A 25774-nucleotide genomic window follows, 5' to 3' on the forward strand; every position below is an offset into this window, starting at 1 on the left:
TGCGACACGCTGACTCACTTCAGTCCGCTTTGTGTTCCGGCCTGGCGACTAATTAATTCAAGACGTCATCCGTTCTCATTGGTGAATGGAACAGCGCAATTCTCATAACCCTGTAGGAGCGAGCTCGCTCGCGATGGTCATCAAGGATGGCGATGGGCGCCTGACACTCTGCGGCGTTCTCCTTTTTTCGCGAGCAAGCTCGCTCCTACAGCCGAAATCAGGCAGGAAACCTCATGACCGACGCGTTCGAACTCCCCAGCACAATGGTCCAGGCCCTTCAGCGCCGTGCGGCACTGACACCGGATCGGGTGGCCTTGCGTTTTCTCGCCGAGACTCCGCAACCAGTGGTGGTGCTCAGCTATCGCGAACTGGATCAGCGGGCGCGAACGATTGCCGGCGCGTTGCAGGCTCAAGCGGATGTTGGCGACCGCGCCGTGTTGCTGTTCCCCAGCGGCCCGGATTACGTCGCGGCGTTTTTCGGTTGCCTGTACGCCGGGGTGATTGCAGTACCGGCCTATCCGCCGGAGTCGACGCGGCGTCATCACCAGGAACGCCTGTTGTCGATCATCGACGATGCCCAACCGCGCCTGCTGCTGACCAGTGCCGGGCTGCGCGATACATTGCAGCCAATCGACGGGGCGCCGCCGCTGCTGTGCGTCGATACCCTCGACGGTGCACTGGCCGAGCGTTGGGTCGCGGCGGATTTGCAGGACGATCACATTGCTTTTCTGCAATACACCTCCGGCTCCACCGCATTGCCCAAAGGCGTGCAAGTCAGCCACGGCAATCTGGTGGCCAACGAACTGCTGATTCGCCACGGTTTCGGCATTGACCTGAACCCCGATGACGTCATCGTCAGCTGGCTGCCGCTGTATCACGACATGGGGCTGATCGGCGGCCTGTTGCAGCCGATTTTCAGCGGCGTGCCTTGCGTGTTGATGTCCCCGGCGTACTTCCTTGGCCGGCCGTTGCGCTGGCTGGAAGCGATCAGCGAATACGGCGGCACCATCAGCGGCGGGCCGGATTTTGCCTATCGCTTGTGCAGCGAACGGGTCAGCGAGACGGCTCTGGAACGGCTCGATCTGAGTGGCTGGCGCGTGGCGTATTCCGGTTCCGAACCGATTCGCCTCGACACCCTGGAACGCTTCTCGGAGAAGTTCGCGACCTGCGGCTTCACCGCGGACAGTTTCATGGCCTCCTACGGTCTGGCCGAAGCCACATTGTTCGTGGCCGGCACAACGCGCGGCCAAGGCATCGGCAACCTGCGGGTGGACGATCAGGCCCTGGCGCAGAACCGTGTCGAAGCGGGCGAGGGCAGCCCGATCATGAGCTGCGGTATCAGCCAACCGGCGCACGCCGTGCTGATCATCGACCCGGTCGCGCTCACCGAACAGGCCGACAACGCTGTCGGTGAAGTCTGGGCCAGCGGGCCGAGCATCGCCCTCGGCTACTGGCGCAACCCCGAGGCGTCCGCCAGGACCTTCGTCCGGCACGCCGGCCAGACCTGGCTGCGAACCGGTGACCTGGGCTTCATGCGCAACGGCGAGCTGTTCATCACCGGGCGCCTGAAAGACCTGCTGATCGTGCGCGGGCACAACCTGTACCCGCAAGACATCGAGCAGACCGTCGAGCGCGAAGTGGAAGTGGTGCGCAAGGGGCGGGTTGCCGCCTTCGCTGTCTCGATCGAGGGGCGGGAAGGCATCGGCATCGCCGCCGAAATCAGCCGCAGCGTGCAGAAAATCCTGCCGCCCGAGTCCTTGATCAAAGCCATTCGCCAGGCCGTCGCCGAGGCGTATCAGGAAGCACCGAGCGTGGTGGTGCTGCTCAATCCGGGTGCGTTGCCCAAGACATCCAGCGGCAAAGTGCAACGCTCGGCGTGCCGCAACCGCCTGGCGGACGGCAATCTCGACAGCTACGCGGTGTTCCCGTCGGCCAACACCGAGAGCGCCGGCCAGATCGAGTCGGGCTCCGGGCTGCAAAGCCTGATCGGTCGCATCTGGTGTGAGCAGTTGCAGGTCGGGCGGGTGGACGCCGACGATCATTTTTTCCTGCTCGGCGGCAACTCCATTGCGGCGACGCAAGTGGTGGCGCGCCTGCGCGAAGAACTCGGTCTGGAGTTGAACCTGCGCCTGTTGTTCGAAGCGCCGACCCTCGGCGCATTCGCCGATGTCGTGGCCCATCTGCAACAGGACGGTGGCCTGGCCCAGGGTGCGATCACCGCGCTGTCGCGCCTGCAGCCGATGCCGCAATCCCTGGCACAAAACCGCCTGTGGATCACCTGGCAACTCGACCCCCACAGCCGCGCCTACAACATTCCCGGTGCCCTACAACTGCGCGGTGAGCTGGATGAGGACGCCTTGCGCGGCAGTTTCCAGCAGTTGATCGAGCGCCACGAATCCCTGCGCACGCGATTCTTCGAGCGTGATGGCGTGGCGCTGCAACAGGTCGATGCGGCTGGCCAGTTCAATTTGCACATGATCGACATCAGCGACCGGCCTGCTGCCGAGCGTGAAACCCGCGCGCAGCAAATCCGCGAGGATGAAGCGCGTACCCGGTTCGATCTGGAGAAAGGCCCGCTGCTGCGGGTGATGCTGGTACGCCTCGACGACGAAGATCATCAGTTGTTGGTGACGATGCACCACATCATCGCTGACGGCTGGTCGCTGAATGTGCTGATCGACGAGTTCTCGCGCCTGTATGCGGCCGCCTCCCAGGGGCAGCAAGCGGTGCTCGCGCCGTTGCCGACGCAGTACGCCGATTACGCCAGCTGGCAGCGCCAATGGCTGGCGCAAGGGGAGAGCGAGCAGCAACTGGCTTACTGGAAAGCACAGTTGGGCGAGGAGCATCCAGCGTTGAGCCTGGCCACCGATCATCCGCGCTCGGCGCAGCAACTGCATAGCGCTGCACGACACACGGTGCGTCTGGGCGCTCCCCTCAGCGAAGCCATTCGCCAGACCGCCCAGGCCCATGAGTCCACACCGTTCATGCTGCTGCTTGCAGTGTTCCAGAGCCTGTTGCACCGCTACAGCGGCCAACGGGACATCCGCATCGGCGTGCCCAATGCCAACCGTCCGCGCCTGGAAACCCAAGGGCTGATTGGCTTCTTCATCAATACCCAGGTGTTGCGCGCCGAGGTGGATTCGCGCCTGCCATTCGTTGAACTGCTGGCGCAAACCCGACACACCGCATTGGGCGCCCAGGCCCATCAGGACCTGCCATTCGAGCAACTGCTGGAAACCTTCCCGCAGGCCCGCGAACAGGGCCTGTTCCAGGTCATGTTCAACCATCAGCAACGGGACTTGAGCGCCTTGCGCCGGCTGCCGGGATTGTTGGCCGAAGAGCTGCCGTGGCACAGCCGCGAAGCCAAGTTCGATTTGCAGTTGCACAGTGAAGAAGACCGCAATGGTCGCCTGACCTTGTCCTTTGACTACGCCAGCGAGTTGTTCGACGTCGCGACCATCGGGCGCCTGGCCGAACACTTCAGCAACTTGTTGCGGGCGGTCTGCGAGCAACCGAAAACTGCCATTGGCGACCTGCAACTGATGACGGTTACCGAGCAGCAGCAACAATCGGGGTGGGCCATCGCACCGTGCACAGCGGCCAGTCAATGGCTGCCAGAATGGCTCAATGAGCAGGCGCGCCAGACGCCGCAGCGCACCGCGCTGGTGTGGGACGGCGGCAGCCTGGACTTCGCCGAACTGCACGTTCAGGCCAACCGTCTGGCCCATTACCTGCGCGACAAAGGCGTCGGCCCGGACGTCTGCGTGGCCATCGCCTGCGAACGTTCGCCGCAACTGCTGATCGGCCTGCTGGCGATCATCAAGGCTGGCGGTGCTTATATACCGCTGGACCCGGATTACCCGGCCGAGCGCCTGGCCTACATGCTCAGCGACAGCGGCGTTGAATTGCTGCTGACGCAAACCCGATTGCTCGAGCGCTTGCCGGCCTGCGAGGGCGTCAGCGTGATCGCCATGGACACCTTGCATCTGGACCGCTGGCCAAGCCACGCACCGGGGTTGCGCCTGCAGGGCGACAACCTCGCCTATGTGATTTACACCTCGGGATCCACCGGTCAGCCCAAAGGCGTCGGTAACACCCACGCGGCGCTGGCCGAGCGCCTGCAATGGATGCAGGATACTTATCGCCTGAACGAAACCGACGTGCTGATGCAAAAGGCGCCGATCAGTTTCGACGTGTCGGTGTGGGAGTGCTTCTGGCCGCTGATCACCGGCAGCAAGCTGTTGATCGCTGGCCCCGGTGAACACCGCGATCCGTATCGCATCGCGCAGCTGGTGCAAGAACACGGCGTGACCACGTTGCACTTCGTGCCGCCGCTGCTTTCGTTGTTCATTGACGAACCGCTCAGCGCTGAATGCACTAGCCTGCGTCGGCTGTTCTCCGGAGGCGAAGCCTTGCCTGCGGAGCTGCGCAATCGTGTGCTGGCACAACTGCCGGCGGTGCAACTGCACAACCGCTACGGACCGACCGAAACCGCGATCAACGTCACGCATTGGCAGTGCTCCAGCGCCGACGGCGAGCGCTCGCCGATTGGCCGGCCGCTGGGTAATGTGATCTGCCGCGTGCTCGACGGCGATCTCAATCCCGTTCCGGCCGGCGTGTCGGGTGAGCTGTGCATCGGCGGCGTTGGTTTAGCCCGTGGTTACCTCGGTCGCCCGGCATTGACCGCCGAACGATTCGTGGTCGATCCATTGGGCGAGCCGGGCGCACGTCTGTACCGCACCGGCGACCGGGCGCGCTGGACGGCGGACGGCGTGATCGAATACCTCGGCCGTCTCGATCAGCAGGTCAAACTGCGCGGGTTCCGGGTCGAGCCAGGGGAAATCGAAGCGCGCCTGCTGGCCCGGGAGGGGGTTGCGCAAGCCGTGGTGCTGGTGCGCGAAACCGTGGCCGGTGCGCAATTGATCGGTTACTACACCGCTGCGGACAATGCCGGGGACGAAGCCGACCAATCTGCGCGTCTGAAAAGCGCATTGGCCGCCGAACTGCCGGAATACATGGTGCCGGCGCAACTGATGCGCCTGGAACAAATGCCCCTCAGCCCGAGCGGCAAACTCGACCGTCGCGCCTTGCCGGAACCGCAGTGGCAGGTTCGCGAACACATTGAACCCGTGACGGAGCTGGAACAACACATCGCCGGTATCTGGCGCGAAGTGCTGGGTTTGACCCAAGTCGGCCTGCGCGATGATTTCTTTGCACTCGGTGGCCACTCATTGCTGGCCACGCAAATCATCTCCCGCACCCGCCAGGCCTGCGACGTCGAGTTGCCGCTGCGGGTGCTGTTCGAACACAGCGAACTCGGTGCGTTTGCCGAACAGGTTCGCCTGATCCAGGCCAGCGGCCACACCAATAAACAGTTGCCGATTGAACCAGTCGACCGCCGCCAGGCGGTGCCGCTGTCCTATTCCCAGCAGCGCATGTGGTTCCTCTGGCAGCTGGAGCCGGACAGCCCGGCGTACAACGTCGGCGGCATGGCGCGGCTGCGCGGCGTGCTCGATGTCGCACGTTTCGAAGCCGCGCTGCAAGCCCTGATCCTGCGCCACGAAACCCTGCGCACCACGTTCCCGAGCATTGACGGGGTCGCCCGCCAACACGTGCACGCGCAATCCGGCGTGCGCATGGCGTGGAAGGATCTCACCGCGCTGGATGCCGAAAGCCGCGAGTGGCAGGTTCAGCAACTGGCTGACGACGAAGCGCACCAGCCGTTCGATCTGGAAACCGGACCGTTGCTGCGCGCCTGCCTGGTCAAGACTGCCGAACAGGAACACTACTTCGTTCTGACCTTGCACCACATCGTCACCGAAGGCTGGGCGATGGACATTTTTGCCCGGGAACTCAGCGCGCTGTACGAAGCGTTCGTCGATGATCGTGAATCACCGCTGGCGCCGTTGCCGGTGCAGTACCTGGATTACAGCGTGTGGCAACGTCAGTGGCTGGAGTCCGGCGAGCGTCAGCGCCAACTCGATTACTGGACCACGCAGCTGGGCCGCGAACAGCCGTTGCTGGAGTTGCCGGCAGACCGTCCGCGTCCGCCGGTGCAAAGCCATCAGGGTGAGTTGTACCGGTTCGACCTGAGCGACGACCTCGCGGCGCGGGTCCGCGCCTTCAACGCGCAACACGGCCTGACCCTGTTCATGACCATGACCGCCGCCCTGGCGACGCTGCTGTACCGCTACAGCGGTCAGACCGATTTGCGCATCGGCGCCCCGGTAGCCAACCGCATTCGTCCGGAAAGCGAAGGGCTGATCGGCGCGTTCCTCAATACTCAAGTGCTGCGTTGCCAGCTCGACGGGCAGATGTCCGTGGGCGAGCTGTTCGAGCAGGTCCGGCACACGGTGATCGAAGGCCAGTCCCATCAGGACCTGCCATTCGATCATCTGGTGGAAGCTTTGCAACCACCGCGTAGCGCGGCCTACAACCCGTTGTTCCAGGTGATGTGCAACGTGCAGCGCTGGGAGTTCCAGCAAAGCCGAACCCTGGCCGGCATGACGGTCGAGTACCTGGCCAACGATGCCCGCGCAACCAAGTTCGACCTCAACCTGGAAGTCACTGACCTTGACCATCGCCTGGGTTGCTGCCTGACCTACAGCACCGATCTGTTCGACGAACCGCGCATCGCCCGCATGGCCGGGCATTGGCGCAATCTGTTGGAGGCGCTGATTGCCGATCCGCAACAGCGCTTGAGCGAGCTGCCGCTGCTGGACGCCGGGGAGCAACAACATCTGCTCGACAGTCTTGGCATCGAACCGGGTGAGCATCGACGCGATCAGTGCATTCATCATCTATTCAGTGAACAGGCCCAGGCGCGTCCGGATGCTCCGGCGCTGACCTTCGCCGGACAAACCCTGAGCTACGCCGAACTCGACCGCCGCGCCAATCGCCTCGCGTGGATGCTGCGCGAGCGCGGCGTCGGACCGCAGGTTCGTGTGGGCCTGGCACTTGAGCGCTCGCTGGAAATGGTCGTCGGCCTGCTGGCGATCCTCAAGGCTGGCGGCGCCTATGTACCGCTGGATCCGGAATACCCGCTGGAACGCTTGCATTACATGATCGAAGACAGTGGCATCGGTCTGCTGCTCAGCGATGCGACGATGTTCAAGGCCCTGGGCGAGTTGCCGGCGAGCGTCGGTCGCTGGTGTCTTGAAGAGGACGCCGCTGCACTGGCCGGCTATCCGGCCACCGAGTTGCCATTGATCAGCCTGCCGCAGCATCAGGCCTACCTGATTTACACTTCGGGCTCGACCGGCAAGCCGAAAGGCGTGGTGGTGTCTCACGGCGAAATCGCCATGCATTGCCGCGCCGTGATCGAGCGTTTCAGCATGCGCCCCGACGACTGCGAGCTGCACTTCTACTCGATCAACTTCGACGCCGCCACCGAACGTTTGCTGGTGCCGCTGCTCAGCGGTGCACAAGTGGTACTGCGGGCTCAAGGGCAGTGGGACGCGGAAGAAATCTGTGGCCTGATCCGTCGTCATCACATCAACGTCCTCGGTTTCACGCCGAGCTACGGCAGCCAGTTGGCGCAATGGCTGGCAACGCAAAATGAAACCCTGCCGGTCCGTACGGTTATCACTGGCGGCGAAGCGCTGACCGGTGAACACCTGGCGCGGATTCGCGCAGCGTTCCAGCCGAGCCAGTTCTTCAATGCCTACGGCCCGACCGAAACCGTGGTCATGCCGCTGGCCAGCCGCGCCCCTGAAGTGCTGGAAGAGGGCGCTGGCAGCGTGCCGATCGGCAGCGTGATCGGTGACCGCGTGGCTTACATTCTCGACGCCGATCTGGCGTTGCTGCCGCAAGGCGCGACGGGTGAGTTGTACGTCGGCGGCGCGGGTCTGGCCCAGGGGTATCACCAGCGTCCGGGGATGACCGCGGAGCGGTTCGTGGCCGATCCGTTTGCCGCCAGCGGCGGGCGGATCTACCGCACCGGCGACCTGGTGCGTCAGCGGGCCGACGGCCTGGTGGAATACCTTGGGCGGATCGACCACCAGGTGAAGATTCGTGGTTTCCGTATCGAATTGGGCGAGATCGAAACCCGTCTGCTGGAGCATGCGTCGATTCGAGAAGCCGTGGTGCTGGCGCTCGATGCACCGAGCGGCAAGCAACTGGTCGGCTATCTGGTAACGGATATCGCTGAACAAGACGAAGCGCAGCAATCCGCTTTGCGTGAATCGCTCAAGGCCTGTTTGAAAGCGCAACTGCCGGATTACATGGTGCCCACGCACCTGATCCTGTTGGCCAGCATGCCGCTGACCGCCAACGGCAAACTCGACCGCCGCGCGCTGCCGGCACCGGACCCGGAGCTCAATCGCCAACAGTACGTGGCGCCCGGCAACGAGCTCGAAATCACGCTCGCACAGATCTGGTGCGAAGTGCTCAACGTCGGTCAGGTTGGCCTCAACGACAACTTCTTCGAACTGGGCGGCGACTCGATTCTGTCGATCCAGGTGGTCAGCCGGGCACGGCAGCAGGGCATTCACTTCAGCCCGCGTGAGCTGTTCCAGCACCAGACCGTGCAGACCCTTGCCGCCGTGGCCACCCGCAGCGAGCAGGTCAGCGCCGAGCAAGGCTTGATCATCGGCGAGTCGCGTCTGACGCCGATCCAGCACTGGTTCTTCGACACCGATATCCCGCAACGCCAACACTGGAACCAGGCGTTGTTGATGCAACCGGCCGTGACGCTGGAACCCCATCGTCTGGAGCAAGCGTTACTGGCGGTGATCGAGCAGCACGATGCCTTGCGCCTGCGATTCAGCAACCTTGCCGGCCAATGGCAGGCCATGCACCCATCTGTTTTCGATGCACCGGTACTGTGGCAGGTGCGCGTTTCGTCCATGGACAAATGCGCGGCGTTGTTCGCCGATGCCCAGCGCAGCCTCGACCTGGAAGAGGGGCCGTTGCTGCGCGTGTTGCTGGTCGATGGTCCCGAAGGTCAGCAACGCTTGTTCATCGCCATCCACCACTTGGTGGTGGACGGTGTGTCGTGGCGGGTGCTGCTGGATGACCTGCAAACCGTGTATCGCCAACTGGACGCGCAACAGTCGGTGAAGCTGCCGGCGAAAACCAGCGCCTTCAAGGATTGGGCCGCACGCTTGCAGGCCTACGCCGGGAGCGAATCCCTGCGTGAAGAACTGGGCTGGTGGCAAGCGCAACTGGCCGGGCCAAGTGCCGAATTGCCGTGTGATCGTCCCGAAGGCGGACGGCAGAACCGGCATGCGCAAACCGTCAGCGTGCGCCTCGACACCGAGCGCACCCGGCAACTGCTGCAACAGGCGCCGAGTGCCTATCGCACCCAGGTCAACGACCTGCTGCTGACCGCGTTGGCCCGCGTGCTGTGCCGCTGGAACGGTCAGCCATCGGCCCTGATTCAACTGGAAGGCCACGGCCGCGAAGCGCTGTTCGACGACATCGACCTGACCCGCACCGTCGGCTGGTTTACCAGCGCCTATCCGCTGCGCCTGACGCCGTCGAACATCGAAGAAGCCGCCGGGCAAGGCGCGTCGATCAAGGCGATCAAGGAACAACTGCGTGCTGTCCCGCATAAAGGCCTGGGTTATGGCGTGCTGCGCTATCTCGCCGATGACCAGAGTCGCCACAGCATGGCGGCGTTGCCGGTGGCGCCGATTACTTTCAACTACCTCGGCCAGTTCGACCAGAGCTTCGGGGCGGACGCGCTGTTCCATCCGCTGGATGAAGCCATCGGCGCGGCCCATGATGCCAATGCACTATTGCCCAATGAGCTGAGCGTCGACAGTCAGGTGTATGGCGGTGAACTGGTGCTGCGTTGGACCTTCAGCGCTGAACGCTTTGACCCGCAGACGATCAACGAGTTGGCTGACGCGTACCTCGGCGAACTGCAAAGCCTGATCGGGCATTGCCTGCGCGACGATGCCGGTGGCCTGACACCGTCGGACTTCCCGCTGGCGCAGCTCAGCCAGACGCAACTGGATGCGCTGCCGGTCCCGGCCGCCGTCATCGAAGACGTCTACCCGTTGACCCCGATGCAGGAAGGCATGTTGTTGCACACTTTGCTGGAACCGGGCACCGGCCTGTATTACATGCAGGACCGTTACCGCATCAACAGCGAACTCGACCCGCAGCGTTTCGCCCAGGCCTGGCAAGCGGTGATCGCCCGCCATGAAGCATTGCGCGCCTCGTTCTGCTGGAACGTCGGTGAAGCCATGCTGCAAGTGATCCACAAACCGGGCAGCACCCCGATCGAGTATCTGGACTGGAGCGCTATCGCCGAAGCCGAGCAAGAGCCGAAACTGCAAACCTTGCTCAAGACCGAACGCGAGGCCGGCTTCGATCTGCTCAACCAGGCACCGTTCCATTTGCGTCTGATCCGCGTCGGCGCGGCGCGCTACTGGTTCATGATGAGCAACCACCACATTCTCATCGATGCCTGGTGCCGTTCATTGCTGATGAACGATTTCTTCGAGATCTACAGCGCCCTCGGCGAAGGCCGGGAAGCGCAGCTTGGGCTTGTGTCACGTTATCGCGACTACATCGGCTGGCTGCAGCATCAGAGCCTGGCCGAAGCGCGGCAGTGGTGGAAAACCAACCTGCAAGGTTTCGAACGGACCACGCCGATCCCGAGCGACCGACCATTGCTGCGTGAACATGCCGGCGACAGCGGCGGCATGATCGTCGGTGACTGCTACACAAGGCTCGATGCCCGTGACGGCGCGCAACTACGTGAACTGGCCCAGGCGCATCAGCTGACCATCAATACCTTCGCCCAGGCGGCATGGGCGCTGGTGCTGTGGCGCTTGAGCGGTGATCGCGACGTGCTGTTCGGCGTCACCGTGGCCGGGCGTCCGGTGGACATGCCGCAGATGCAGCGTACTGTCGGCCTGTTCATCAACAGCGTTGCGTTGCGGGTGAAAATGCCCGAAGACGGCCAGCGTTGCAGCGTGCGCCAGTGGCTCAGCGGTCTTCTCGATAACAACATGCAACTGCGTGAATACGAATACCTGCCGCTGGTGGACATCCAGGAACAGAGCGAATTGCCCAAAGGCCAGCCGCTGTTCGACAGCCTGTTCGTGTTCGAAAACGCCCCGGTGGAAGTCTCGGTGCTGGACCGTGCGCAGAGCCTCAACGCGACGTCGGATTCGGGCCGGACGCATACCAACTTTCCGCTCACGGCCGTGTGCTATCCGGGTGATGACCTGGGCTTGCACCTGTCCTACGACCAGCGCTACTTCGATGAGGCCATGGTCGAGCGCATGCTCGGTGAGTTCAAGCGTCTGCTGTTGGCGTTGGTGGAAGGTTTCCATGGCGACATGGCCGACCTGCCGTTGCTGGGGGCCGAAGAGCAGGACTTCCTCATCCATGGCTGCAACCAGAGCGAACACCCGTATCCGCTGGAGCAGAGCTACGTTGCATTGTTTGAAATGCAGGTCGCCAGGCACCCGCAGCGGATTGCCGCCAGTTGTCTTGACCGGCAGCACAGTTATCTTGAGCTGAACCAACGCAGTAACCGTCTCGGTCATGCGTTGATCGCCGCCGGTGTCGGGCGCGATCAACCGGTAGCGTTGCTGGCCGAACGCAGTCTCGATTTGCTGGGCATGATCATCGGCAGCTTCAAGGCGGGTGCGGGTTACCTGCCGCTGGACCCGGGTTTGCCGAGTCAGCGCCTGAGCCGGATCATCGAACTGAGTCGCACACCTTTGCTGGTGTGCACGCAAGCGTGTCGTGAACAGGCGCAGGTCTTGCTTGATGAGTTCGGCTGCGCCAGCCGGCCACGGCTGCTGGTCTGGGAGGAGGTTCAGGCCCTTGCGCTGTCAGCGGACAATCCTGGCATCTACAGTGCTGCGGACAACCTCGCCTACGTGATCTACACCTCCGGTTCCACGGGGTTGCCGAAAGGCGTGATGGTCGAACAGCGCGGCATGCTCAACAACCAATTGAGCAAGGCGCCGTACCTGAACCTGAGCGACGCCGACGTGATCGCGCAAACCGCGTCGCAAAGCTTTGATATTTCGGTCTGGCAGTTCCTCGCCGCGCCGTTGTTCGGCGCACGGGTGGACATTGTGCCGAACACCATTGCCCACGACCCACAGGGCTTGCTGGCCCATGTGCAGAGCCAGGGCATCACTGTGCTGGAAAGCGTGCCGTCGCTGATCCAGGGCATGCTCGCCCAGGAACGCATGAGCCTCGAAGGCCTGCGCTGGATGTTGCCAACGGGTGAGGCGATGCCGCCGGAGCTGGCGCATCAATGGCTGTTGCGCTATCCGCAGATCGGCCTGGTCAATGCCTATGGCCCGGCGGAGTGCTCGGATGACGTTGCGTTCTTCCGCGTTGACCTGGCCTCGACTCGCGGCAGTTACCTGCCGATCGGCACGCCGACCGACAACAACAAGTTGTACCTGCTCGACGGAACGCTGGAACTGGTGCCGCTGGGTGCGGTGGGTGAACTGTGCGTGGCGGGGACCGGAGTCGGTCGTGGCTATGTCGGCGATCCGCTGCGCACCGCCCCGGTGTTTGTGCCGAACCCGTTCGGCGCACCGGGTGAGCGCCTGTATCGCACCGGCGACCTGGCCCGCCGTCGCAGTGATGGCGTGCTGGAGTACGTCGGGCGCATCGACCATCAGGTGAAGATTCGCGGCTATCGCATTGAGCTGGGTGAAATCGAAGCACGCCTGCACGAACAACCGCAAGTCCGCGATGCGGCGGTCGGTGTGCAGGACGGCGCGAACGGCAAGCATCTGGTGGGTTATCTGGTGGCGGTCGATTCAGCGCTCAATTGCACTGAATGCCTGGAGCGCATCAAGCAACGCCTGCGCGCCGAACTGCCGGAATACATGGTGCCGCTGCACTGGCTGTGGCTGGATAAGCTGCCGCTCAACACCAACGGCAAACTCGACCGCAAGGCCCTGCCGGCGCTGGAGATTGGCCAGATGCACAGCGAGGATTACCAGGCACCGCGCAATGACCTGGAGCAGACCCTGGCGGGCATTTGGGCCGAGGTGTTGAAGTTGGAGAAGGTGGGCGTTCGCGACAACTTCTTCGAGCTGGGCGGGCATTCGCTGCTGGCCACGCAGATCGCCTCGCGGGTGCAGAATACCCTGCAACGGGACGTGCCGCTGAGGGCGATGTTCGAGTGCAGCACGGTGGAGGCGTTGGCCGGGTACATCGACGGGTTGGCGGCGAGTGAAATCACCGAGGAGAAGGTGGATCGCTTGAATGACCTGATGGCGCAGCTTGAGGGGCTGTGATTCTCTAGTGTTTGTACCGGCCTCATCGCGGGCAAGCCCGCTCCCACAGGGATTTCTGGTGTGCACAAATCATATGTTCACCACGACCCCTTGTGGGAGCGGGCTTGCCCGCGAAGGCGTCAGTAAAACTACTTCGGCCCGAGAATCTTCACCAACATGTCCGGCGACGGCGCGCCTTGCTGCTGTTGCAGATTGCCCTTGTCGTCCATGTAGAAAATCGCTGGCGTCGCCTGCAGCTCCAGCTCTTCCATCAATTGCATGTTGGCCGCGAATTTTGCCTGAATCGCTGGTGGCACATCCTTCAAGGCCTTGAGCGAACTGTCCTTGCCAGCGGCTTCGTGATCCTGCAGGGCTTTTTCCGGGTCTTTGGCCGCGAGCAGTGCGGCGGATTTCCCCGGGCTGTCTTCGCGGATGATGCCTACCATGATGTGACGCAGTTGCACCTTTCCAGCCTTCACCCACGGCCGGGCCTGTTCCCAGAACATATTGCAGTACGGGCAGTTCGGGTCACTGAACAGGTACACCACGCGCGGCGCATCCTTTTTGCCGTCGCCGATCCAGTTGCTGGCTTCGAACCTGGCCCAGACTTCCTTGGCCATCGGTGCGTACACCAGTTTCTGCAATGGCGCGCTGCTCAGGTCATTGCCTTCAGCGTCATACAAGTTGCCCAGCAACACGTGTTTGCCATCCGGAGTCAGGTACAGCGCCATGCCGCGGTTCTGGTATTGCGCGGCATAACCGCGCAAGCCGTCGGGGGCATCGAACTGACCGACGATTTTCGCACCCTTGGCCTCGATTTTCTTGATGGCATCGGGCAACTCTTCGGCCTGTACCGATGGCAGGTGCAACAGGGCAGCACCGAGGCTCAGGGTCAGCAGGTGGCGGAGGCGGGGCATGGCAGTTTCCTTGAAGAGGTGACGGGAACGGCGTCGAAGTTTTCCAGTGCGCGGGCCAGGCTGGCTTCCGACAGCTCGCCCAGATGACTGCCCAGCAGACGACCTTCGGGGCTATAGAACAGCGTAGTCGGCAATGCCATGGAACCGACGGCCTGGCTCAGACGCCCGCCGCCGTCGAACAGCACGTTGGTCAGGCTCAGGCCTTGGGTTTCCAGAAAGGTCGCAACGCTTTGCATGCTTTCCGCCTGATTGACGAACAGGAACGTCAGGTCGGGCCGGTGTTGCTGGGCGTTTTCCAGCACTGGCATTTCACGGCGACACGGCGGGCACCAGGTGGCCCAGAGATTGATCACCAACGGGCCCCCCTTGTAGTCGGCCAGTTGCACGATTTCTCCGGCGGCGTTTTTCAAGGCGATTTCCGGCAGGCGTGTGCCTTGTTCATAAATCGACAGTGAGAACGTCGCCAACAGCCAGAACGCCAGGCCGCTGACCACACCAAAGCCCAATGGACGGCGTAAACCCGGGCGACGCCAGCCGCGATACAGCGTGGCGAGCAAAACGACAATCACCCCCGGCCAGGCGAGGAAACCGCCATCGCGCAGGTCGATGACCTGCCACGGATTGTTGCGATAGTGCGCCCAATAGACCACCACGAAGCTGACTCGGGCTGCCAGCATACCCAGCAGAAAGAGGCTGAACAGTACCGATTCGGGGTTTTCACCCCCACGCCTGGCCACCCGCCAGCCAACAAAAGTGGCCAGCGCCAGCGCACTGATCAACAGCAGGTGATTGAGCGCGATGGCAAAGGTGCCGAGGGTGAAGGTCAGCATTAACGGGCGTCTCGGGTGATGGTCCAGCGTTGCAGGAAAGTATCCGCATCGACCTCGCCGGTGATGCGCTGGCTGCGCCGCTCTTCGCCGTCAGCGCCAATCCACAGCAGGCTCGGTGGCCCTGGCACTTTGTAACGAGCGAGCAGTTCGCGGCTGGCGGCATTGTCGGCGGTGACGTCCAGCCGGAGCAAGCGCACATCGCTCAAGGCTTCGAGGACACGGGTTTTGCCGAAGACCTGTTTTTCCATGACCTTGCACGACACGCACCAGTCGGCGTAGTAGTCGAGCAGCACCCACTGGCCCTGAGCCTGCGCGGCGTCGAGTTCCCGTTGCAGTGCCTGCGGATCCTTGATGGTGGTGAAGGCATCGTGGCCAACCGGTACGGCGGCCACAGCCTGGTTCGAGGCGCGGTAAACCTGCAATGGCTTGAACGGATCATCGCTGCCACCGGCCGCACCGACCACCAACATTGCGCCCCATAAACCGAGCAGCAACGAACTGGCGCCAAACAGGTGCGCGGTGCGGCCGAAACCTTCCGACTGTTTCCAGGTGCTGTAGGCCGCGATCAACAGCAGCGCACCGCACAAGCCGACCCACAGGGATTCGTCCAGCACCGGGCGCAGCATCAACAATGCGGTGGCGAGGAACAGGAAGCCGAATATGCCTTTGACCAGGTTCATCCAGGCGCCAGGCTTGGGCATGAAACGATTGCCGACGGTCACCAGCAACAGCAGCGGCACACCGATGCCAATGCCCATGGCGAACAGAATCAATCCGCCATGCAGCGCGTTACCGCTTTGCGCGATGTAGAGCAGCGCGCCGGCCAGCGGTGCGGTCATGCACGGGCCGACCAGCAGACCCGACAGGGCACCCAGTGCCCCGGCGCCGATCAAACTGCCGCCGCGTTGATTGCGCGAGACGTTTTCCAGGCGATCGCGCAAGGCCACCGGCAGTTGCAGTTCGAAGAAGCCGAACATTGGCAGCGCCAGCAGCACGAAAATCGCCGCGAAACTCCCCAGAAGCCAGGGGTTCTGCAACCAGGCTTGCAGGTTCGCCCCGAGGGATGCGGCCAGGACACCCATCGCCGCATACACCAGCGCCATGCTGACCACGTAACTGCTGGCCAGGGCGAAACCACGCTTGGGCGTGGCGCCACTGCCGACAATCAACCCGGCCAGAATCGGCAACATCGGCAAGGAACAAGGCGCGAAGGCCAGCAACAGGCCCAAGCCGAAGAACAGCAAAAGGCTCCAGCCCAGAGTCCGTTGTTGCAGGCTGCTGGCCAGCGCCTGGTCGGGTGCTTCGGTGGTCGTGTTCAACGCATTGGTATTGCCCAGGTCCACGACTTTGGTTTGCGGCGGATAACACAAGCCGGCATCGGCACAGCCCTGATAACTGACCTTGATCTGACCGCTGGCACCGGCAGGAATCTTCAACTCCAGACCCTGGCGATAGACTTGCTGTTCACCGAAAAACTCGTCGCTGTGGGCTTCACCCAGCGGCAGAGCAGGATGCTGCCCGGCAGGCAATCCATCGAACTTCAGCCGCTGCTGATACAGGTAGTAGCCGTCGGCGATCTGCCAGAACAATTGGGTTTCACCGGATTCAAGGCGTTCCGAGGTGAAGACGAAGGCTTTTTCGACGGGCAGAAAGTCGGGCTTGCTCTCGAAAGGGTTATTCCCGGGGGCTGCTTGAGCAAAGCTGGCAAACAGCCAGATCAGAAAAACAAAAATACCGCGCATCGACAGAGCCTTGAAAATTGCTAATGTCGGGCACGATGATGGCCGCCGATTAACCGGGTGTTAACGAACCGGACACATTTGGTTGCTGGATTGATTCGCGCTGAAATCCTGAAAAGCAGCGCGAATCGCCCTCGCTGGATTATTTAAGATCGCTGTAGGTCAATCGGCATTCCCACATTGGGGGATGCGTATCCTTCCACTCTTGCGCAAACGCCTTGCCCGCTTCCATGTCTGCGCTGGACATGTCTTTCGCAATCCCGGAAAGGTTATTCGACGCCTCGTTGTGTCGCCAAAATTCTCGAGAGGTGTCCAGCACCAGCCAAATGAGACCGTAACCTTTGATCAGGTCCTTCTCAAAGCCATATTCGGTGTCGACTCCGTCCTCATCCTCGTAGACACCACCGAGCCCATACCCGTACTCGAGCACAGCGTTTATATCGTTCAATTGCGCCCGTTTTATCACCCACTCTCTCCTGGCAGGGAGATCCTGGCTGATGGGTGGACGATTGCTGTACCAATGCATCGCTTTGGAAAAGCCTCCCTCGGCGGCACGTTTGAGCCAGCTGTCGATAGTGGTCCTGCGTTCAACCGCATCCGGAATGAGGGTGTGGTCCTTGTCATACACGATTGCCAGTATGTATTGCCCTTCCAGAAAATTGGCTTCAGCCGATTTTTTAAGCCAGGCGATATCCTTGGTCATTTCATAAAGTTGCAGCATGGCTTGGCCGTCGCCACTGTCGGCACGTGCTTGCGCAAGTGTTTTGGCTTGTTCAAGGGACGCTTCATCTGCCAATCGCAGCAGGGCGTAGATGTCGCCTTGAGCCGCTGCCAGCGCGTACCAGTCTTTGTCGGCGTGGGTTTTATCTTTCTCATCGAGGCTGTTTTCCCGACGTCTGATGGCTTCGGCGAGTGCGTACTGCGATTCACTATCCCCTGCGGTCGCGGCGATCGTCAGATAGGCCTCCGAACTGCGGAATTCTCCCAGATTATAAAGTTCCAGGCCCTTTTTCCGGGCGGCGTCCTGCTGATCGGTGAATCGGCTGATCAGCGTGCCAAGCGTATTGAGCAAGCCGAACAGCGTCCTCAAAGCGGATGAATGTGTATACATAATCGATACCTGTGTTGATGATTGATTGGGGTGGTTCGATACACAGGTTATTCAGGCGAACAGGCGCGAGTGCGGTACATATGTATCGCGCACTCGACGGACCACCAGTCTTGAGAACGACAGCTGATGCCGGGTCAAGGCATAATCCTGAGTTAACCCGGTGGCCTTTTAATCAACACTTTTCTACAGGTTTCCCCATGCACGTACTGGTTTGCGAAGACGATGAGCTGATCGCCAGCGGCATCGTCGCCGGCCTGACCGCCCAGGGCCTGACCGTGGAGCACGTGGCCACGGCGTCCGCCGCCCGGGCGATGCTCAAAGTGGCGGAATTCGACGTGATGGTGCTCGACCTCGGGCTGCCGGACGAAGACGGCCTCAAGCTGCTGCAGCAGCTGCGCCATCAAGGTCTGGAGTTGCCGGTTTTGATCCTCACCGCGCGTGATTCGGTCACCGACCGCGTCGATGGCCTGCAAGCCGGTGCCGACGACTATCTGCTCAAACCGTTCGACTTGCGTGAACTGGCTGCACGGCTGCATACGCTGTTGCGACGGGTGGCGGGGCGTAGCGTCAACCTGATTGAACACGGAGCCCTGACCTACGACCCGAGCAGTCGCGAAACCACACTCGCGGGGCAGCCGGTGGACCTGTCGCGTCGCGAGCAGTCATTGTTGCAAGCCTTGCTGCATAACCGTGGCCGGGTGCTGTCCACCGAGCAACTCAAGGACAGCGTCTACGGCTTCAACGACGAGTTGGAGAGCAACGCCCTCAACGTCCATATCCATCACCTGCGGCGCAAACTCGGCAATGGCATTGTCGAGACCGTGCGCGGCCTGGGCTATCGCCTGGGGCCGGCTGACGGCGGAAAAGAATCGAAGTGATGAGTCTGCGTTTGCGCCTGAGCCTGACGCTCGGCGCCGCGTTTACGTTGATCTGGGCCCTGGCCGCGGCCTGGATGCTCAGCGATTTGCGCAATCAAATGATGTTTTCCCTCGACCAGCGCCTGGTGGCGTCGGCGCGTATGGTCGCTGGCCTGATGGAGCAACTGCCGCCCGTGCCGAGCAAGGGCGAGGGCACCCACTTCAGCGCCGAAACAACTGAACATTCCGGGTGGCATGGCGTGCCAGGTCAGCTCGTTGCGTGGTGAAATCCTCGCCCGCAGTCACACCGATCCGCAGCAGGCACTGGAAGCCGAGAAACTCGGTTTTCACGACCAGATGATCGACGGTGCGCCGTGGCGCAGCTTCACATTGGCCCGGGGCGATCTGCGCATTACCACCGCCGACCGGCAGATTGAGCGCGAGGCCTTGAACATGTCGATCCTGCTGGCCGCTTCGGTGCCGGTGGGCGTGGCGTTGCTCGGATGTTTGTGCCTGCTGTGGCTGGGCATCGGCCAGGGGTTGGCGCCGCTCAACCGCATGCGTGATGCTTTGATGCGGCGCAGTGCCGATTCCCTCGAACCGTTGCAGATCCAGCCATTGCCCAGCGAGTTGCAACCCCTGCTGGAAACCCAGAACCAGTTGCTCCAGCGCATTGGCAAGACCATCGAGCGCGAGCGTCGCCTGACCGGTGATGCGGCTCACGAACTGCGCAGCCCGCTGACTGCGATCAAGACCCACCTGCAAGTGGCACGGATGACCGATGGCAACGCCCGGGATCAGTCCCTGGCCCGGGCCGAAGAGGGGGCGGACCGCATGCACCGGACCCTGGAACAATTGCTGCTGCTGGCGCGAGTCGAGGGCAGCCTGTCGTTCGACGACGGTGTGCAATGCAACGCCGAACAAGTGGCGAAACTGGCGATCCAGGACGCGGCGAGTGGCGATCGTCAGCGCATCAGGTTCCAGGCGCCGGACAAGGTTTCCGCTGCGCCGGTACAAATGCCCGCCGTGCTGTCGATTGCCGCGCTGCGCAACTTGCTCGACAACGCACTGCGGCATACCCCCGCCGACAAAACGGTGGAGTTGAGCCTGGAAACCACCGGCAATCGTGTGCAGTTCGTGGTGCGCGACCATGGACCGGGGATTGCCGAAGAAGATCTGCAACACCTGACCCAGCGCTTCTGGCGCAACGGCCAGAGCACCGGTTGTGGTCTGGGGCTGGCGATTGTCCAGGCCATCGTTCAGCGTTGCGGTTGCACGCTGCATTTCGATAGCCGGCCGGACGGTTTGCGGGTCGAGCTGACGATGCCACTGCAACCGGCCTGAAAAACACAGAAAAAACCTGTGGGAGCGAGCTTGCTCGCGATGGCGTCGTTTCAGTCGACTCAAATGTTGACTGATACACCGCTATCGCGAGCAAGCTCGCTCCCACAAGGGATTGCAGTTACCTCTGAGAAAGCCGAGCCAAAGTCTAAATCCTCTCGACGCTGATGCGTTTCCAGAACAGGAAAACCTGACAAGTGCGCCCCGTGACCGGAACGCGTACCTGCCCGGTGTGCAGTTTTGGTCACTATCCACAGCGTATTGAGGGGTCGAGAGATGTCAGTCGCTACCAGCCTTATCGAAGAGCCGCCGGCGACGTCCGCCGAGACGCTTTATCAATTCAACGAATCGCCGTTGCTGGCTCGCCAGAGCCGGCAGGAATCCAATGCCCGCAGTTATCCGCGACGCATTCCCCTGGCGCTCAAGCGCGCCAGGGGAATATACGTCGAAGACGTCGAAGGCCGCACGTTCATCGACTGCCTGGCCGGTGCCGGGACCCTGGCCCTGGGACACAACCACCCGGTGGTGATCGAAGCCATCCAACAAGTGCTGATCGATGAATTGCCGCTGCACACCCTGGACCTGACCACACCGGTCAAGGACCGGTTCGTCCAGGACCTGTTCGGCTTGCTGCCACCTGCCTTGGCCGCTGAAGCGAAGATCCAGTTCTGTGGCCCCACGGGCACCGACGCCGTGGAAGCCGCACTGAAACTGGTGCGTACCGCCACCGGCCGCAGCACCGTGATCTCGTTTCAGGGGGGTTATCACGGCATGAGTCAGGGTGCGTTGAGCCTGATGGGCAGCCTGGGGCCGAAAAAGCCCCTGGGCGCTTTGCTCGGCAGCGGCGTGCAGTTCATGCCGTACCCTTACGATTATCGCTGTCCGTTCGGGCTCGGCGGCGCGCAAGGGGTCAAGGCCAATCTGAGTTATCTGGAAAATCTGCTCAACGATCCCGAGGCTGGCGTGCAATTGCCGGCGGCGGTGATCGTGGAAGTGGTGCAGGGTGAGGGCGGGGTGATCCCGGCGGACCTGGACTGGTTGCGCGGTGTGCGGCGGATCACCGAAGCGGCTGGCGTCGCGCTGATCGTCGATGAAATCCAGAGCGGTTTTGCCCGCACCGGCAAGATGTATGCCTTCGAGCACGCCGGGATCATTCCCGATGTCGTGGTGATGTCCAAGGCCATCGGCGGCAGCCTGCCGCTGGCGGTGGTGGTCTACCGCGACTGGCTCGACACCTGGCTGCCGGGCGCCCACGCCGGGACGTTCCGTGGCAACCAGATGGCCATGGCCGCCGGGTCTGCGGTGATGCGTTATCTGGTCGAACACAGGGTCTGCGAGCATGCCGCCGCGATGGGCGAACGCCTGGCCGGGCACCTGCGCATCCTGCAACGGGATTTTGCGCACCTGGGGGACATTCGTGGGCGTGGCTTGATGCTCGGCGTCGAACTGGTCGACCCGACTGGCGCGCTGGATGCCCAGGGTCACCCGCCGGCCTTCGCCCGCCTGGCACCGCTGGTACAGCGTGAATGCCTCAAGCGTGGCTTGATCCTGGAGCTCGGTGGCCGGCATGGCGCGGTGGTGCGCTTTTTGCCGCCGCTGGTGATTACCGCTGCACAAATCGATCGCGTGGCTGAGATTTTCGGCCGGGCCCTGGTCGCCGCCACCGGCAGTCTTTAAATTTTCGGCCTTGCGCAACGTTCCTTCTACATAACGGCTGCGCACACAGCGCAGTCCGCCCGATAACGATGGAGAGACACCATGACGTCAGTATTCGACCGCGAGGACATCCTCTTTCAGGTCGTGGTCAACCACGAAGAGCAATACTCGATCTGGCCCGACTACAAAGCCGTGCCACAAGGTTGGCGCACCGTGGGTAAAAGCGGGCTGAAAAAGGAGTGCCTGGCCTACATCGAAGAAACCTGGACCGACATGCGTCCGCTGAGCCTGCGGCAGAAGATGGAGGAGCAGGCGGCTGTGGCGCACTGAGTTGTTGCCTGCAAAGAAGCCCGCTGGACTGGTGACAGGCAGCGGGCTTTTTCAGGTCTGGAGTGTGTGTTGTCTGTCCAGCCGCCTTCGCGAGCAAGCCCGCTCCCACAGGTGACCGCATTCCAAATGTGGGAGCGGGCTTGCTCGCGAAGAACGATAACGCGGTCCAACTGAGGTCACACCCCGCCAAGCCCCTTGATCAGCAAATCCACATTCCCTTCCAGTTCAGCCACCGGATCCTCGGCATCGGTACTCAACACCACCCACCGGCTACCCGACCCGGCAATCACCGCTTTCAGTGCATCCGACGGCTGCCGATGATGCAGTACCACCGCCACATCATTGTCCTTGAGTGTTGTGGCCAACTGCCTGAGCGCTTCGGGTGTCCACTCGGCATCGGGGCGTACGTCCTGGCCGATCAACTCCAGATTGAGACTACCGATCAGGTAGCCAAAGTGATCGCTCAGGCTCATCATACTGAGGTTATCCGCGTTGGCCAGGCGCGCTTCGCTGGCAGCGCTGAGTTTGAGCAAGCGCTGCTTGAGCGCTGCCAGGTTGGCGTCGATTGTCGGTTTGGCTTCAGGGGCCAGGCGCACCAGATCCGCCGCCATCACGTCGGCCATCCGCCCCATGTTATTGCTGGAAAACCACGGCTGACTGTTCAGCCCGTCGACCTTGTTGCCGGGTTGCATGGCAATGCCGGGCAGGGCGCCGTCCACCGGGCGGGCGGCGTCGACTTCGACGATACGGATATTGCTACGGCGCGCGATCGGGTACAGCGGGTCATCCGGCCACAGTGAGCGCAGGCCGATCACCGCATCGGCATCCTTCGCCAGTTGGGCCAGCGCCGGAGCACCTCGGCCGGTGAAGTAGGCGGTCTGGCGGCTGCCGGGCAGGTTGGCCGGCGCGGCGCGTTCGAGGCTGACATCGGTGTCTTTGAGCAGCAGTTCACCGAGACCATAAGTAATCGGCAAGGAGGCCAGCACGCGCAGCGGTTTGCCGTTGTTTGCGGCGAAGGTCGTGGCGGTCAGCCCGCACAGGGCCACCGCGAGGGTCAGTTGGCGCAGAGAAAAAATCATTTATCCAAGGTTCCCTTTCAGGCTGGGGACAATGCCGCGCGCAATGGCGGCCAGGGCGAAGGCGATACCGGCCACGAGGATGATGGCGGCGCCGGACGGGATCGGCAGGTCGAAGACAATCGGTGCGAGAATCCCGCCTAGCGTGCTGACAGTGGCGATCAACACCGAGCAGCAGAAAAAGCCCTTCAGCGATTGGCTGAGCAAACGCGCCGCCGCTGCCGGAATCACCAGCAGCGCGCCAACCAGAATCGCACCGATGACCTTCACTGCGGCGACGGTGATCAGCGTCACCAGAATCACGAACAGATAATCCAGAGCCTTCACCGCGACCCCGCGCACCGCCGCCAGTTGCGGATTGAAGCTGGCGAGCATGATGCGGTTGTACAGCGGCAAGGCCAGGGCCATCACCAGCGAACCGACGATGGCCAGCACCAACAGGTCATTGCCGTTGACCGTCAGCACCGACCCGAACAGCACGTTTTCCAGAATGTGCACGTTGATCTTGCCCGCCAGAATCAGCAACAGGCTCGCGCCCAGGGCGAGCGACACGGAGAGGAACACGCCGATCAAGGTGTCCGGCGCCAGGCCGGTGCGGTTGCGCAGGTAGTTGAGCAAAATGCCGAACAGCAGGCAGTAGCCGAACAGGCTGCCGTAGGGGCCGGTGTAGGGCTCGCCGAGCAAAATGCCGATGGCCACGCCGGTCAGCGCAGCATGGCCGACCGCCTCGGAGAAAAACGCGAAGCGCTTGACCACCACCAGCGTACCCAGGCCGCCCAGTACCGGGCCGATCAATAGGCCGGCGAGCAGGGCGTTGACCACAAATCCATAGGCCAGCGCCTCGGGCAGATAACCCGACGAGGCCCAACCCTGAACCATCAGGCGAAAAGCTTCGTAACTCATCAGGCAAGGCTCCGTGGGTGAGTCGAGAACAGCATCAGCAGGCGCTCTGGCGTCAGTGCCTGTTGCGGCGTGGCGTCGAACAGCACCCGGCGATTGAGCCCGGTGACGTGATCGGCCAGGCGTCTGACCGCTTCCAGGTCGTGCTCGATCCACAGCACGGTGATGCCCGCCGCTCGCCAGTCGCCGAGCAGGCGTTCGAACACCTGAATTCCGGCCTCATCGAGGGCCGACATCGGTTCGTCGAGTACCAGCAGTTGCGGAGGCGGGATCAGCCCCTGGGCCAGCAACACCCGTTGCCTTTCGCCGCCGGATAGCGCGCCCATACGTCGCTTGCGTTTGTCCTGCATGCCGACCCGTTCCAGCGCCTCGCCAATCGCCGCCGTGTAGTGTTTGCTCAAACCTAGAAAAGCCGGGCGACGCTGGCACATGGCGGCCATGAAATCGTCGACGGTCATCGGCAATCCCCGGTCGAACTCCAGCGCCTGTGGCACATAGCCAATGGTCCCCGGCTCGGCCGACCAATGCAGGCTCAAGCGGCCCTGATGCGGCATTTGCCCGAGCAAGGTCTTGATCAGCGAACTCTTGCCGCCGCCGTTGGGGCCGACCAGTGCATGCACGCTGCCGGGGCGGACCTGAAAGGTCACCTTATCGAGGATCGTCGTGCGCCCGAGGGTCAGGCTGATGTCGGAAAAATCCAGGGTCGGCCCCGAAACCTGTGGGAGCGGGCTTGCTCGCGAAAGCGGACTGTCATTTGGCAATGATGCTGACTGACCCACCGCATTCGCGAGCAAGCCCGCTCCCACAATGGATTCGGAGTCACTTGGAATGGGGCTTTGTGCACTGATGATCTCCTTGGCAGTCATGCGCCGGACTCCTGAATCGCCCGCACCACGGTGTCGAGGTTGCCGGTCATTTCCTTTTCGTACTTGTCGGCGGCGTATTCGCCGTAGGAAATGTGCGACAGCGGATACAGCTTCACTCCGGATTCGCGCTGGATGGTGTCGACGTAAGTGGACGGGAAATCCATCTCCGAGAAAATCACCTTCACGTCCAGCTCACGCAGTTGGTCGATGGTCTTTTTCAGTTGGCTGGGGCTTGGTTCGATACCGTGGGCCGGCTCGACCACGGCCGTCACTTCCAGGCCGAACTCGCGCAGCAGGTAGTCGTAGGCCGCATGCACCGTGGCCACCCGCAGTTCGGCGTTCGGCGCCTGGGTCAGTTTGGCCAGGGCGTCGGCGCGCATCTTGCGCAGGCGCTTGCCGTAGGCGCGGGCGTTTTCGGTATAGGTCCTGGCGTTGGTCGGGTCGAGCTTGCCCAGCTCGCGGGCGATGTTGTTGACTTGGGCAATCGAGGCGCTGATCGACAGGAAGGTATGCGGGTTCACCACTTTGCCGGAACCACGGGCGGAAACACCGGTGGCGGCGAGCAGCGGCACGTTTTCATTGGCTTCGATCACCGCGACGTTCGGGGTTTCGCTGGCGGCGATCATACGGTCGGCGAAATCATCATGGCCGACGCCGTTGAGCACGACGACGTCGAGGCCGCTGATGCGTTTGATGTCTTCGGCGCGGGGTTCATAGGCATGCGGATTGAAACCGGCCGGAATCAGCGGCACGACGTCGGCCTTGTCGCCGACGATGTTCGCCACGTAGCTGTAATAAGGGTGCAGGGTGATGCCGATGCGCAGGCGCTTGGCTTCGTCGGCGCTGGCCAGTGATGGCAGCAGGCAGGCCAGAAGCCCCACCAGCAGCAGGCGTAGGAAAGATCGTTGAGATGAAATAGGCATGGGAAAGCGGTCTTCTC

At 62.4% G+C, this 25774-nt stretch carries 12 protein-coding genes and 1 pseudogene; 5 read left to right on the forward strand and 8 right to left on the reverse strand.

What is annotated here, in order from left to right; all coding sequences use genetic code 11:
• The first annotated feature begins 233 nt into the window (after positions 1–233).
• Positions 234–13232 (forward strand): non-ribosomal peptide synthetase, encoded by a 12999-nt coding sequence (locus ABIA48_RS23210; RefSeq protein WP_429491599.1) that lies wholly within the window; start codon positions 234–236, stop codon positions 13230–13232.
• Between the two features lie 128 nt (positions 13233–13360).
• Here ABIA48_RS23210 and dsbG read toward each other — a convergent pair whose 3' ends face one another.
• The 4 genes from dsbG to ABIA48_RS23230 form a co-directional block, all read right to left on the reverse strand.
• Complete coding sequence (gene dsbG, locus ABIA48_RS23215) at positions 13361–14128, reverse strand: thiol:disulfide interchange protein DsbG (RefSeq protein ID WP_429491601.1); 768 nt, start codon at positions 14126–14128, stop codon at positions 13361–13363.
• Positions 14104–14958, reverse strand: coding sequence for a prolipoprotein diacylglyceryl transferase family protein (locus ABIA48_RS23220; RefSeq protein WP_429491603.1), 855 nt, complete (start codon positions 14956–14958; stop codon positions 14104–14106). The genes dsbG and ABIA48_RS23220 overlap by 25 nt, the downstream gene beginning before the upstream one ends.
• Complete coding sequence (gene dsbD, locus ABIA48_RS23225; RefSeq protein ID WP_429491605.1) at positions 14958–16700, reverse strand: protein-disulfide reductase DsbD; 1743 nt, start codon at positions 16698–16700, stop codon at positions 14958–14960. Before dsbD ends, ABIA48_RS23220 begins: the two co-directional genes overlap by 1 nt.
• A gap of 139 nt (positions 16701–16839) precedes the next feature.
• The gene (locus ABIA48_RS23230; RefSeq protein WP_429491607.1) at positions 16840–17808 is read right to left on the reverse strand and encodes a tetratricopeptide repeat protein; all 969 of its coding nucleotides are present in this window, start codon (positions 17806–17808) and stop codon (positions 16840–16842) included.
• Between the two features lie 197 nt (positions 17809–18005).
• Between ABIA48_RS23230 and ABIA48_RS23235 the strand changes: the two genes are divergently transcribed.
• The 4 genes and pseudogenes from ABIA48_RS23235 to ABIA48_RS23250 all read left to right on the forward strand — a co-directional run bounded on the left by ABIA48_RS23235 (position 18006) and on the right by ABIA48_RS23250 (position 21992).
• On the forward strand, positions 18006–18686 hold the full coding sequence (locus ABIA48_RS23235; protein ID WP_429491609.1) for a response regulator: 681 nt from the start codon (positions 18006–18008) through the stop codon (positions 18684–18686).
• Positions 18686–20009: pseudogene (locus ABIA48_RS23240) on the forward strand (ATP-binding protein). The gene ABIA48_RS23235 and the pseudogene ABIA48_RS23240 overlap by 1 nt, the downstream one beginning before the upstream one ends.
• A gap of 273 nt (positions 20010–20282) precedes the next feature.
• A complete protein-coding gene (locus tag ABIA48_RS23245; RefSeq protein WP_429491611.1) occupies positions 20283–21683 on the forward strand; it encodes an aspartate aminotransferase family protein in 1401 nt (466 codons plus the stop codon).
• Between the two features lie 81 nt (positions 21684–21764).
• Complete coding sequence (locus tag ABIA48_RS23250) at positions 21765–21992, forward strand: MbtH family protein (RefSeq protein WP_007990131.1); 228 nt, start codon at positions 21765–21767, stop codon at positions 21990–21992.
• Between the two features lie 176 nt (positions 21993–22168).
• On the opposite strand, the gene ABIA48_RS23255 is transcribed toward ABIA48_RS23250, so the two are convergent.
• From ABIA48_RS23255 to ABIA48_RS23270, 4 genes are read right to left on the reverse strand one after another with little or no spacing between them, the layout of a single operon-like run.
• Positions 22169–23071, reverse strand: a complete 903-nt coding sequence (locus ABIA48_RS23255; RefSeq protein WP_429491613.1) for a metal ABC transporter substrate-binding protein — start codon at positions 23069–23071, stop codon at positions 22169–22171.
• Positions 23072–23971: a metal ABC transporter permease gene (locus ABIA48_RS23260; protein ID WP_007990128.1), complete on the reverse strand. Its 900-nt coding sequence runs from the start codon at positions 23969–23971 to the stop codon at positions 23072–23074.
• The gene (locus ABIA48_RS23265; RefSeq protein ID WP_429491616.1) at positions 23971–24834 is read right to left on the reverse strand and encodes a metal ABC transporter ATP-binding protein; all 864 of its coding nucleotides are present in this window, start codon (positions 24832–24834) and stop codon (positions 23971–23973) included. The genes ABIA48_RS23260 and ABIA48_RS23265 overlap by 1 nt, the downstream gene beginning before the upstream one ends.
• On the reverse strand, positions 24831–25757 hold the full coding sequence (locus ABIA48_RS23270; RefSeq protein WP_429491618.1) for a metal ABC transporter substrate-binding protein: 927 nt from the start codon (positions 25755–25757) through the stop codon (positions 24831–24833). Before ABIA48_RS23270 ends, ABIA48_RS23265 begins: the two co-directional genes overlap by 4 nt.
• Positions 25758–25774: the final 17 nt, after the last annotated feature.

The sequence above is a fragment of the Pseudomonas sp. S30_BP2TU TE3576 genome (genome assembly GCF_050436025.1).
GTDB lineage: Bacteria > Pseudomonadota > Gammaproteobacteria > Pseudomonadales > Pseudomonadaceae > Aquipseudomonas.

What these genes read in the sequence shown, in the direction of transcription:
- ABIA48_RS23260 (WP_007990128.1), bottom strand. Translation starts at nt 23,971, where the DNA reads ATGAGTTACGAAGCTTTTCGCCTGATGGTTCAGGGTTGGGCCTCGTCG.
- ABIA48_RS23220 (WP_429491603.1), bottom strand. Translation starts at nt 14,958, where the DNA reads ATGCTGACCTTCACCCTCGGCACCTTTGCCATCGCGCTCAATCACCTG.
- ABIA48_RS23270 (WP_429491618.1), bottom strand. Translation starts at nt 25,757, where the DNA reads ATGCCTATTTCATCTCAACGATCTTTCCTACGCCTGCTGCTGGTGGGG.
- ABIA48_RS23230 (WP_429491607.1), bottom strand. Translation starts at nt 17,808, where the DNA reads ATGTATACACATTCATCCGCTTTGAGGACGCTGTTCGGCTTGCTCAAT.
- ABIA48_RS23235 (WP_429491609.1), top strand. Translation starts at nt 18,006, where the DNA reads ATGCACGTACTGGTTTGCGAAGACGATGAGCTGATCGCCAGCGGCATC.
- ABIA48_RS23245 (WP_429491611.1), top strand. Translation starts at nt 20,283, where the DNA reads ATGTCAGTCGCTACCAGCCTTATCGAAGAGCCGCCGGCGACGTCCGCC.
- ABIA48_RS23265 (WP_429491616.1), bottom strand. Translation starts at nt 24,834, where the DNA reads ATGACTGCCAAGGAGATCATCAGTGCACAAAGCCCCATTCCAAGTGAC.
- ABIA48_RS23250 (WP_007990131.1), top strand. Translation starts at nt 21,765, where the DNA reads ATGACGTCAGTATTCGACCGCGAGGACATCCTCTTTCAGGTCGTGGTC.
- dsbG (WP_429491601.1), bottom strand. Translation starts at nt 14,128, where the DNA reads ATGCCCCGCCTCCGCCACCTGCTGACCCTGAGCCTCGGTGCTGCCCTG.
- ABIA48_RS23210 (WP_429491599.1), top strand. Translation starts at nt 234, where the DNA reads ATGACCGACGCGTTCGAACTCCCCAGCACAATGGTCCAGGCCCTTCAG.
- ABIA48_RS23255 (WP_429491613.1), bottom strand. Translation starts at nt 23,071, where the DNA reads ATGATTTTTTCTCTGCGCCAACTGACCCTCGCGGTGGCCCTGTGCGGG.
- dsbD (WP_429491605.1), bottom strand. Translation starts at nt 16,700, where the DNA reads ATGCGCGGTATTTTTGTTTTTCTGATCTGGCTGTTTGCCAGCTTTGCT.